The organism is Paenibacillus sp. VT-400 (assembly GCF_001029205.1).
Lineage (GTDB): Bacteria > Bacillota > Bacilli > Paenibacillales > Paenibacillaceae > Paenibacillus > Paenibacillus amylolyticus.
Genome location: NZ_LELF01000067.1, coordinates 2,467,009 through 2,478,463 on the forward strand (window position 1 = coordinate 2,467,009; position 11,455 = coordinate 2,478,463).

9 protein-coding genes are annotated in these 11,455 nt (G+C 43.9%); 7 read left to right on the forward strand and 2 right to left on the reverse strand.

The features are described from left to right. Positions 1–2: 2 nt before the first annotated feature. The 5 genes from EL84_RS21580 (at position 3) to EL84_RS21600 (ending at position 5,938) form a co-directional block, all read left to right on the forward strand. Positions 3–695 carry a response regulator transcription factor gene (locus tag EL84_RS21580; RefSeq protein ID WP_047843050.1) on the forward strand — a complete coding sequence of 231 codons (693 nt, stop codon included), beginning with the start codon at positions 3–5 and terminating at the stop codon, positions 693–695. A gap of 119 nt (positions 696–814) precedes the next feature. Then, positions 815–2,323 carry an S-layer homology domain-containing protein gene (locus tag EL84_RS21585; RefSeq protein ID WP_047843051.1) on the forward strand — a complete coding sequence of 503 codons (1,509 nt, stop codon included), beginning with the start codon at positions 815–817 and terminating at the stop codon, positions 2,321–2,323. Between the two features lie 10 nt (positions 2,324–2,333). After that, positions 2,334–3,038 carry an ankyrin repeat domain-containing protein gene (locus tag EL84_RS21590; protein WP_047843052.1) on the forward strand — a complete coding sequence of 235 codons (705 nt, stop codon included), beginning with the start codon at positions 2,334–2,336 and terminating at the stop codon, positions 3,036–3,038. Between the two features lie 312 nt (positions 3,039–3,350). Continuing rightward, a complete protein-coding gene (bglS, locus tag EL84_RS21595) occupies positions 3,351–4,064 on the forward strand; it encodes a beta-glucanase (RefSeq protein ID WP_036615630.1) in 714 nt (237 codons plus the stop codon). Between the two features lie 227 nt (positions 4,065–4,291). Next, complete coding sequence (locus EL84_RS21600) at positions 4,292–5,938, forward strand: extracellular solute-binding protein (protein ID WP_047844327.1); 1,647 nt, start codon at positions 4,292–4,294, stop codon at positions 5,936–5,938. A 152-nt stretch (positions 5,939–6,090) separates the two neighbouring features. Here EL84_RS21600 and EL84_RS21605 read toward each other — a convergent pair whose 3' ends face one another. Both EL84_RS21605 and EL84_RS21610 read right to left on the reverse strand, forming a co-directional pair. Continuing rightward, positions 6,091–7,731: a response regulator gene (locus EL84_RS21605; protein ID WP_017688357.1), complete on the reverse strand. Its 1,641-nt coding sequence runs from the start codon at positions 7,729–7,731 to the stop codon at positions 6,091–6,093. 11 nt (positions 7,732–7,742) lie between these two features. Further along, the gene (locus EL84_RS21610) at positions 7,743–9,452 is read right to left on the reverse strand and encodes a sensor histidine kinase (protein WP_047843053.1); all 1,710 of its coding nucleotides are present in this window, start codon (positions 9,450–9,452) and stop codon (positions 7,743–7,745) included. 146 nt (positions 9,453–9,598) lie between these two features. Between EL84_RS21610 and EL84_RS21615 the strand changes: the two genes are divergently transcribed. Beyond that, positions 9,599–10,549, forward strand: coding sequence for an ABC transporter permease (locus EL84_RS21615; protein ID WP_017688355.1), 951 nt, complete (start codon positions 9,599–9,601; stop codon positions 10,547–10,549). Between the two features lie 15 nt (positions 10,550–10,564). Then, entirely contained in the window at positions 10,565–11,443 is an 879-nt protein-coding gene (locus EL84_RS21620) for a carbohydrate ABC transporter permease (RefSeq protein WP_017688354.1), read from the forward strand. Positions 11,444–11,455 lie beyond the last annotated feature (12 nt).

Here is an 11,455-nt window from a genome sequence, read left to right on the forward strand (position 1 = left end):
TAATGGCAAACATTTTGATCATTGAAGACGAAACAACGATTGCGGAACTGGAACGGGATTATTTTGAGCTCAACGGATTTTCCGTGGATCTCTGCCATACTGGAGATGAAGGTCTGAAGCAGGCACTGGAGGGGGACTATAATCTGATCATTGTTGATCTGATGCTTCCGGGACTCGACGGCTTCGAATGTTGCAGGCGCATTCGTGAAGTAAAGGAAGTTCCCATCCTTGTCGTTTCCGCGAAAAAGGAAGAAATCGATAAGATCCGGACATTTAATCTGGGAGTGGATGACTTTATTACAAAACCGTTCAGCCCGAGTGAATTGGTTGCACGAGCAAAGGCTCATTTGACCCGATACGAGAGACTACTTGGCAAAAACAAACCAGCTGAGCAGGATGAAATCCACATTCGCGGGCTTCACATTGATAAAGGATCACGCCGTGTTTTTGTTAATGGAGAAGAGGTGGCGATTACAACCAAGGAGTTCGAGTTACTTGTATTTCTTGCGAGTCATCCCAATCGTGTATTCAGCAAATCAGATCTGTTCGAGCGGATCTGGGGCATGGATTCCACCGGAGACATTGCAACGGTTACTGTCCATATTCGCAAACTGCGCGGCAAGCTGGAGACAGATCCCAAAAATCCGGAGTATATTGAAACCGTCTGGGGTGCAGGCTACCGGTTTACTGCATAAGTTTCGTGAAAATTTAGAGCTAGTTTATATTTTGTTAATAACTTTAGCCTTGGGAGTTTCTTTTTGTCCTCTATTCTATAGATACAGGCAACTACAACCTATAGAGGAGGAATTCAACCATGAATTCTACAACCCGCAAAATCGCTACATTTCTAACCATAACTGCATTAGGTACAGCAGTGTTCCCGTTAACTGCGAATCAAGTACATGCAGCTACATACGTTACTAACATTGCGGCAACAACCACACAGCTTAACCAACAACAGATTGAAGCTGCTATCAAGGATCTGAATAGCTTGGGGATCATGAACGGGTATGCAGATCAATCTATGGGTGAACATCGAGCAATTACCCGTGCGGAGTTAGCTTCATTGGTTTTCAAAACGTTTAATTTGGAGAGCAAGACGGGAGAAACCGTAGAATTAACGGATGTCAATTCCAATGCATGGTATGCGCCATATGCGTCAAAGCTTGTTGAACTTGGCATCATGCATGCTAACGATGGACAATTCAATCCGCAAACTCAAGTGTCGGATGCTGAACTCGAACAGGTCGTATCCAAAGCGATGCAACGTGATGTAAAGTCCGTTCACCATTGGATGAGCGAGTTCTACTCCGAGAACGGTACAGCAACGCGCGGCGAAACAGCAGTGCTGTTGCAAACTGCACACCAAGCTATTCCTTCGGAGCAAGCTCAAATCAAGAGCGTTAGATCACTGAATGCCATTACGTTAATTGTAACTTTTGACAAGCCGCTGACAGCAGCGAATGAAGCTTTTGCCAAGGCACAAACGGACTTTGCGTTTAGTGGCGGGTTGACGTTAACCAATATGCCCCGTTTGAAAACAGGGTCAATCGCGACTTACATCGTTCCAACGTCCGTACAAGATGCTAGTGAAGTGTACAACCTGACTTACAAAGGCCAAGATGCTGGTTCCTTTGAAGGCAGTGGTACGAAAATAAACATGACAACGGCTAGTCAAGTAACGAATGATACATTCGAGATTGAAGCATTGCAAGTGAACAGTGTCGTGGATTATGGTTACATCATTTCGGCTTACAGCGGTGGTCGAGGAGCTAATGCATTTGTGCTGAATGATCAAGAGCAAGCAGGAGGCAAAACATATCAAATCATCTCTTCCATGCAGGCAAGACAAGTTGTAATTACGCCAGAAGGTGGCGAGCCTATCGTTGCCAGATATGTTCCGTTCACGCAATCCACAGACGGTAAACAAGAACCGAAGTTCCGTTTGCCTGAGGGACAAACGCTGAAATCAGGCGTCACATATACGGTTTCTTCGGATTGGGCCAACATCGAAAATGCTTCATTTACGGCGAAATCGTTTGATCCACTAGTGGTTGCAAGTGCTCAAGCAGTGAGCGAAACCTCCATTGAAGTTACACTTGACCAGGACCCTGGGGATGAACTGTTCTCTGGTCGAAGTGTAACGTTAACTTCACCTAGCGGGGATGTTCTGACGGCCACTTATAAATATTCAAGTCGAAAAGGTGCGACGGGTGTATTCGACCTAACAAATGATGGAAAGTTGACTCCGGGTACTACGTATACAATAAACCCAGTTGGGGATTGGAGTATCGCTTCTTCGGTCACCTTGACACTGGAGTAAAGGAGGCAGTATGAGTAAAACGCTGATTATCGTTGTCCTGATAAGCAGTATGTTAATCGTTCAAGGTTGCGTGCCTGAAATGAGAAACGACTCCAACGTGGAGGAAAAGGCCATGACTTCAGCAGATGAACAGCTGTTCAAGGCAGTAGAGGACAGCGATACTGAACGCATCGAAAAAATGATTCAAGCAGGTGCCAATATCAATGCTCAAGATCAGAGTGGACGAACCGCTACAATGATTGCAACTTACAATAATGATCTAACATCGGCTAAAGTGTTAATTGAAGCGGGGGCAGATGTGAATATACAGGACGATATGAAAAATACCCCGTTTCTGTATGCTGGCGCTGAAGGATACTTGGATATTTTGAAGCGGACAATCGAGGCGGGAGCGGACCCAGCGATAACGAATCGATATGGAGGGACAGCACTTATTCCAGCTTCGGAGCATGGATATGTGGATGTAGTGCAAGAACTACTGACTCAAACTTCGGTGGATGTGGACCATGTGAATCAATTGGGATGGACAGCACTACTCGAAGCGATCATTCTTAACGATGGCAATGCTCGGCAGCAGGAGACGATACAATTACTCATTGACCACGGAGCAGACGTAAACATATCGGACCGTGATGGGGTGTCACCACTCAGTCATGCGAAGAATAATGGCTTCAAAGAAATTGAAGACATTTTGGTACGAGCTGGTGCGAAATAAAACCCTTTTAGGGTGAATAAAGAAACAAACATGCTGAGATATATGTAAAAATGGTTTTCATGGAGCGCCTGATTCCTTCTATGCTGAAGGGCAGGCGCTTCATTCAATCCATCTTACGTGTATGAAACTGGCATAGTCTTAACATAACAGGATTAGATACAAGAACGAAGATCTTAAAAATTGAATATCTCTGCTTTAAAGTTTGCTATAGTTTACCACCATGCTTCCGGATAAAATGGAAATACCAACCATGTAAGCGCTATCTATTATTGCGCTGATTATACATGTTGGAATCATTCATGGAGGTGTATGATGAAGAGGAAGTCTTGGTATACTTTGGCGGTAACTGGTGTCATCTCTTTGTTTTTTTCGGTAAGCGCTTTCGCGGGTTATGTGTTCTGGGAACCTCTAACCTATTTTAACGCAAGTACGTGGCAAAAAGCGGATGGGTATTCCAATGGGAACATGTTTAACTGTACGTGGAGGGCTAACAATGTTAATTTTACAAGTGACGGCAAGCTTAAGCTTGGTTTGACCAGCTCTGCACAGAACAAGTTTGATTGCGGAGAGTATCGTACCACGAATACGTATGGGTACGGGTTGTATGAAGTCAGTATGAAACCTGCCAAGAACACAGGTGTAGTTTCCTCATTTTTCACATACACAGGCCCTGCACATGGCACCCAATGGGATGAGATTGATATCGAATTTTTAGGAAAAGACACAACCAAAGTGCAGTTTAATTATTATACCAATGGGGTTGGTAATCATGAGAAGATTATCAATCTAGGGTTTGATGCATCCCAGGGCTTCCATACTTACGCATTTGACTGGCAGCCGGGACATATCAAATGGTATGTTGATGGTGTATTGAAACATACGGCAACCAGCAATATTCCTAAAACACCCGGAAAAATCATGATGAACCTGTGGAATGGAACAGGAGTAGATAGCTGGCTCGGTCCTTATAATGGGGCTAATCCGCTCTATGCAGAGTACGATTGGGTCAAATATACGAGTAATTAAGCAGACTGAAGCAGCCGTTAGCGGCTGCTTTTTTCTATATTCTGGCATTGTATTTATTCAATATATGTATTCAATATCCAATATCCTAAATTAATGCAATAAATGTTGCAATATTAGTATGGGCATAAATATCAAAAATTCATTATGATTAACCTGTAAGCAACATTACATAGACTGGGGGAACGAAGTTGGACACAAGTAAAAAGAGACGAGTAGGCAGTTTGGTCATGATCGGTGTATTGGCCCTATCTGCAGCCTTGAGTGGGTGTAGTAACGGGAGCGATAAGAAAACAGAATCGAGTACACCAGCGACAACGTTGGAGCTCAAAAATGGGAAGTATGATCCACCAGTATCCATTACGTATTTACGACCATGGGGTCCAGACGTGAAGTTTAAGTCAGGCGAGGATCAGGATAACAACGTCCATACAAAATGGGCCAAGGAGAAACTCGGAATTGAGTTGAAAAACCAGTGGATATCTCCATCCACCAATAATGCATTTGAGACAAAACTGCGTCTATCGCTTGCTTCCAATGCGGACATGCCGGACATTATTTCGTATCGCGGCGAATTCAATCTGGTGCGTGAATTGATTGAGTCCGGAAAATTTGTCGATGCGGGCGAGTTGTTTGACAAATATGCCAGCGACACATGGAAAGCAGCCGTAAACGAAGATCCTTCCGTATGGTATCCATACATGCAAGATGGCAAAAAGATCGGTATTCCGATTCTGGACTATTCCTATAATGGTGATCCTGTCATGTGGATCCGTGAAGACTGGATGAAGAAATTCAATCTGGAAGCACCTAAAACTATAGATGATCTTGAAGTCATTATGGAAACGTTTACGAATGAAGATCCGGATGGCAATGGGAAGCAGGACACTTACGGACTCACCATTGGCTTCAAGAACTGGCTGAACACATGGATGTCAGAAGCTGGGTGGGTATTTGGCGCTTATGGTACAATGCCAAACCAATGGAATCTGACGGCAGATGGAAAACTTGAATACGGTTCCGTTACACCTGGTGCAAAGCAGGCTTTGGCCAAATTACAGAGCTGGATGAGCAAAGGGTATATCCCGGAAGAAGCCGGCGTGTATGATGAGACAAAAGCAGCTGAAGAATTTACTGCCGGAAAAGCAGGTATTGTGGTTGGTCCTCACTGGATGCCATCCTGGCCGCTGGAGGATGTGAAGAAAAACAATCCGGAGGCTGAATACAAGGCGTATCCAATTCCTTCTGGTCCAAACGGTCAAGCAGGAAGACACGGTACGTCAAACGGAAACGGCGTAGTTCTGATTAACAAAGACATGAAAAATCCGGAAGCCTTTTTCACCTATCAGAACTATCTCTTTGATCACTATGCGAATCCTAAAGAGGGCGATGAGTTCGAGCATGGATTTGCCGAAGGATACGATTGGGTTATGGTAGATGGGAAACCATCAACCGATGCAAGTCTTACGGGTGGTTATGCTCCCGAGAAGTACACGTTGACTTTTGATGGAGCGAGAATACCAAATCTAAGCATGACAACACTTGCCAAGCTGGCAAGCGGTGAAGAAGCAACTACACCGTTTGAGAAGAAAATCAAATCAGGTGTACCAGTACCTATGCTTGATGCAGCCAAGATTGTTTTGGATCAAAAAGATATCGTGTTCAATCAAATGTTTACCGGTGCACCTTCAATGACGATGCAGATGAACAATGACATTTTGACGAAGATGGAGAAGGATACCTTCTCTCAAATTGTATATGGCAAAACCTCTGTGGACGCGTTCGACTCATTTGTTGAGAAGTGGAAGTCTTCAGGCGGAGATCAGATTACGAAAGAAGTTAACGAGTGGTATGATTCCGTGAAAAGCGGAAAATAGGATGACAAAGGGCTGGCTGAAATGATTCATCCCGGCCAATAAGCACCAAAAAGGCATTGCAGGAGAAAATCTCCGGCAATGCCTTTTTGTAATTGATATAGAGTAGGGGAAACCGGAGAGATTACTAGAACGTCAAGTCTGGCCTGAGTATCTTAAACCGGCAGATTTTCCCGATATTCTTGCGGTGTAAGATCATAAAACTTCTTGAAAACTCGAATGAAATACGCGGTATTGTTGTAACCGACAAGTTCTGCAATCTCAAACACTTTGGCAGTTGATGTTCGCAAATGATAGGCTGCTTTCTCCATTCTTAACCGATACACATAGGCAGTAAGTGCTTCACCTGTCTCCGCCTTGTATACCTTGGACAAGTACACTGGATGCAGATGCACATGGTCAGCAATTGCAGGCAGTGATACATCACCAGCCAGATGAAGGTCGACAAAACTTTTGACGCTGCGCACAATGGTGCTGTGATTGTCTCTAAGCTCTTGTTCAGCATCATCTCGTATGTAATGAAGTGTACGGACGGACCAGTCCTGTAGCTGCTGCGCAGTGGAATAGCTGGGAGCTTGAAAGTAACGATAGGACTCTGCTGGAATCAAAGAAGAGATTTGTTTGCCATTTTTATGAATGATGTACGCAAACGCGCCCGCAATAGCAAAATACACCTCAAAGGTTGACTCGGCAATATCATGATGTTCATTGGAATGCAGCAGTTCCTCAAAAATGTGCTCGATTTTCTGTTCCACATCCTCAAAGCGACCAGCTTCGAGCAGGCTAATCAACGTTGGCGGCTGATACAGCGACCTAATCGTATGTAGAGGATTGGCATCCGTTTCATCGGAAGCGGTGACAAACAAACCTTGCACCTGACCCATCCGTTTACGCATGGACATAACCGTTCGCTCATAGAGTTCTCCAATTTCGTGGGGAAACTTGCCCCAACTGGAGACGGAAATGGAGATTGCACCTTTCAGGTATAACTGAACATTGGTTTGAATCTGGGCAGCATACTGCTCAAGCAATGTCTGAGGCGTCTCACTCCTGCTATAACTCATCGTTGTGGAATGTTTCATGCTTACCAGAACAACAATGTAATCATGAACGTCACGTGTATGCCAGATATGAAAATGATTATGCATCACTTCACTTATGATATTACATATCGCATATTCCATTAGGGCCAGGTCGCCGTGTGCCATATCGGATAGATGTTTCTCCATACGAATAATCAGCATGCCGAGATCTTCTCCTACGGAGTAGGGAAGCTCCAGCAGATCAAGCTTGTCTGCCAGCGTCTTCTGATCATAGACTTTTCCAGTCAGCAACTCATGCAGCATCGTGGATTGAAGCAATGGCAGATGATCCTGAAAGGCGTGTAAGGCTCTTTGATGAGATGCTGCGGTTTCCCACTTTTCTTTAATTCGATGAACAAGACGTTGCACGGATTCGATCAGATCTTCATCACTAACGGGTTTCAGCAAGTAATCAAAGCTTTCCTGCGCAATGGCCTGTTTCGCATATTCAAAGTCGGCGTGACCTGATAACAGAATTGTCTGCACATGAGGCCACTTTTCATGAATCGCTGTAATCAGTGCAATGCCTGACATTTCGGGCATACGTATATCCGTAATTACAATGTCAATGTCGTGGTTGTCCATAATTTCCAGCGCTACTGCACCGGATAATGCTTCATGAACTGTACCGATCCCGCAGCTTTCCCACGGAATGGTCTCTGCCAGCGTTTCCACGACGGAACGTTCATCGTCAACTAATAATATTTGCAGCATGGGTCGTTCACCTACTTGTCTGTATTGTCGTGCCACGTGATGTTAACTTTAATCCCACCCATTGAAGAATGATCATAAGATAGTCCAGATCCTTCACCGTACAGAAAAGATAAACGCTGATGGACATTCCATGTACCACATCCCATATTCTCATCCAGCGGTTTAAGAAGATTATCTCTCAGATGATCAAGTTGTTTCTCAGACATGCCAAGCCCGCTGTCCTCCACGATAATTGTGTACACATCATCCTCGCAGTCCGCATAGATTTTAATCTCACCATCTACCGATTTGGGCTCCAGACCATGAATAATAGCGTTCTCAATAATAGGCTGGAGGGTTAGTCTGGGAACTGTTTTATCTAAAATATCATGGGGCACGTCGATTGTAAAATGCATTCGTTCCAGACGAAGTGACTGGATTTCCAAATAATTTTTGACCATTGTCAGCTCTTCACGAAGCGTGGCTTGATCCTTTTCGGACCTGGTTATGTATCGGTAATACTCTCCCAGATTCAGTGCCATGGCTACTACGGCCTTTTCATTTTTCATTCGGGCCATGTTCTTGATATAGAACAGACAGTTATATAGAAAATGCGGATTAATCTGCGATTGCAACTGTTTGAGCGTGGCTTCCCGACTTCTTAATTTCTCCTCATATACATTCTCGATTAATTCTTGAATTCGTTGAGCCATGATGTTGAAACGTGCAAATAACAAGCTGAACTCATTGCGTGCAGAATGATGAAGCCGAACGGAAAAGTCCCCGGTGGACAAGCGATTTGTCCCTTTCACTAACTGTAAGAGTGGAAGCTGCACACTTCGGTAGAGTGTATATAATACAACAACGCTCATCACGATCAGAACGGCAATTGAAGCGTAAAAAAGATTCCGGCTACTCGTAATCGGTTTCAAAATTTGCTGCATAGGCACATAGTCAACATAATACCAGCCGAGGCTCTTGGATTGAATATAAGAGACGTAATATTCCGTTTTGTGCAACGTTATACTGAATCCACCGCTGGCCTGCAGTTTTGCTTCTTTCAGGGAAGGCAGGATTGCGTTCAAGGTCTCCTTTCCAGAACTATTGCTGATTAATCCATAATCGGGATGGAACATGAACGGGTCGCCTTTATTATTTAACTTGTTTTGATTAAGAAGTGCAGTTAAGTGATGAACTGGAAAACTGATTTTGGTAATCAATCTGGCTTTGCCAGGTCTCGCCATCGCTGTCGTTGGATCGGTGGTGTACCAGATAAACTGATTGTTGGCATAGGTCCAGGATTGCGAGAGAGGCTCCTTAAATTCATCATCCATGTACGGAATGTAAGCATAATAATCCGTTGATATCACTTTTTGCATCCTTGGGAAGTATAGTGTGATGGTCGAATGCCATTTGCTTGCTGCGTTGTACAGATTCATTTTCTCCAGAATGGCGCTTCCAACTTTCACACGTTCATAGGGAATGTCCTTGTAGTCGGGACGTTGATATTCCTGAATACTCGAATCTTGCCCAATAGACATCCCATACAATGACAGTTGGTAAATGTTGGATTCTACTGAATCAGCAAATGTTGAGAGATGATTCATCGTATTGTTTTGAATCTCGTGTTCGATAACACGCACGCTTTCCCGGTTCGAGTATGTATAGAGAAACAGCACCAGAATAAGCAGTATCACAAACAACAGTGTAATTTTGGTAAAGACATTCAAGCGTGTGAACAAAGTCCAACCTCCTTAATCTTATTAAAATATTGATATCGTTGTTGCAATATTAGGATATAGATCACAAATTTCCATTGCTATAATTTTAATATACAAGTTCACGATGACTTGTAAAATACAAAATTTAGAACATGGGGGATGCAGGAGTGAAGGAACATACGTTAGAAACGCCGCATAAACGGCGCTCCACCAGGGTTAAACAGCGCTGGAATATGCAACGGAACTGGACCTTGCATATGATGCTCATTCCAGCTGTATTGCTGGCACTGGTGTTTCAGTACATACCGATGGGTGGCATTGTAATTGCTTTTCAGGATTTCAAACCATACTTGGGATTTTCTGAATCCAAATGGGTGGGTTGGGACAATTTCCGATATTTATTCTTATATCCGGACGTAGGTCAGGTGATCTGGAATACGCTGGTCATTGCATTTTTCAAAATCATCGCAGGACTGTTCGCTCCATTCCTGTTTGCCATTTTGCTCAATGAAGTGCGCTTGACGGCATTCAAGAGAGTAAGTCAAACGCTTGTGTATCTACCGCATTTCCTATCTTGGGTTATTCTCGGTGGTATTCTGCTCGATATCCTGTCTCCTCAGGGCGGCATGGTCAACCAGCTTGTCGTAGCCTTTGGAGGAGAACCGATCTTCTTCCTGGGAGACGGTACATGGTTCCGAATAACGCTGATCCTCAGTGATGTGTGGAAAGAATTTGGTTTTGGTACGATCGTATTTCTGGCTTCTCTCTCAGGAATTAATCCTGCACTCTACGAGGCTGCCGAGGTGGATGGGGCCAACCGATTTAAACAGACGCTGCACATTACGATTCCGGCATTAATGCCGATTACAATCGTACTGATGACACTCTCTATCGGCAATATCCTGAACGCCGGTTTTGATCAGGTGTTCAACTTGTACAATCCGCTTGTGTATGACAAAGGCGACATCATTGACACCTTTGTATATCGACTCGGGATTCTGAACGGGAAGATGAGTTTTGCCACAGCAGTAGGGTTGTTCAAATCTGTGGTTGCTACCATTTTGATTGTTATATCTTACAGAATGGCTTACAAACTAGCTAATTATCGAGTTTTCTAGAGAGGAGAAAAGGGCTTGTATTATAAAACAAAAGGATACCGCATATTCAGCATCGCTAACTATACTTTTCTTGGGATATTATCGATACTCTGCATTTTACCAATTATTCATATATTGGCTGTTTCATTCAGCAGTATGGCGCCAGCATCATCAAACCTGGTTACCTTCTGGCCCATCGGGTTCACAACCGACGCATATGTAAAAACATTCGGGAATTCAAACTTCATCAACTCCTTGATCGTATCACTTAAACGGACTGTAATTGCGACCATCATTGGTATGGTCATCATGCTCTTAACCGCATTTCCGTTGTCGAAGGAAGACATCAGTTTTAAAGGTCGCTCCTTATATACGTGGTTTTTCGTATTTACCATTTTGTTCAGCGGCGGTTTGATTCCAAGTTACATTCTGATCCAGAAGCTTGGCCTGATGAATACAATCTGGGCGCTTATTCTGCCTGGCGCACTGTCCGTGTGGAACGTTATTCTCATGATGAACTTCTTCCGCGGTCTGCCCAAAGAACTTGAGGAAGCAGCTTATTTGGATGGAGCGGGTCATATCAAAACGTTGATTCTGGTCTATGTACCGCTTTCACTTCCAGCTATCGCAACCTTGTCCTTATTTACGATGGTGTATCAGTGGAACTCCTGGTTCGACGGCATGATCTATATGTCTGATATTAAAAATTATCCACTTGCTTCTCTATTACAGACCATTATTGTTCAGCAAGATCTCAGCAAAATCAACGTCGATCCTTCCATGTTGGAGAATATCTCGCAGCGAACCGTACGCGCAGCACAGATCTTTATCGGCGCGCTTCCGATCCTGATGGTATACCCGTTTTTACAACGTTTCTTCGTTAAGGGGATCGTTATTGGAGCAGTTAAGGAATAGGCTATGCAAATG

Bases quoted from the DNA above. Each gene is read 5' to 3' on its own strand.
- bglS (WP_036615630.1), top strand. From the start codon at position 3,351: ATGAAGAGGAAGTCTTGGTATACTTTGGCGGTAACTGGTGTCATCTCT.
- EL84_RS21600 (WP_047844327.1), top strand. From the start codon at position 4,292: ATGATCGGTGTATTGGCCCTATCTGCAGCCTTGAGTGGGTGTAGTAAC.
- EL84_RS21590 (WP_047843052.1), top strand. From the start codon at position 2,334: ATGAGTAAAACGCTGATTATCGTTGTCCTGATAAGCAGTATGTTAATC.
- EL84_RS21605 (WP_017688357.1), bottom strand. From the start codon at position 7,731: ATGCTGCAAATATTATTAGTTGACGATGAACGTTCCGTCGTGGAAACG.
- EL84_RS21580 (WP_047843050.1), top strand. From the start codon at position 3: ATGGCAAACATTTTGATCATTGAAGACGAAACAACGATTGCGGAACTG.
- EL84_RS21585 (WP_047843051.1), top strand. From the start codon at position 815: ATGAATTCTACAACCCGCAAAATCGCTACATTTCTAACCATAACTGCA.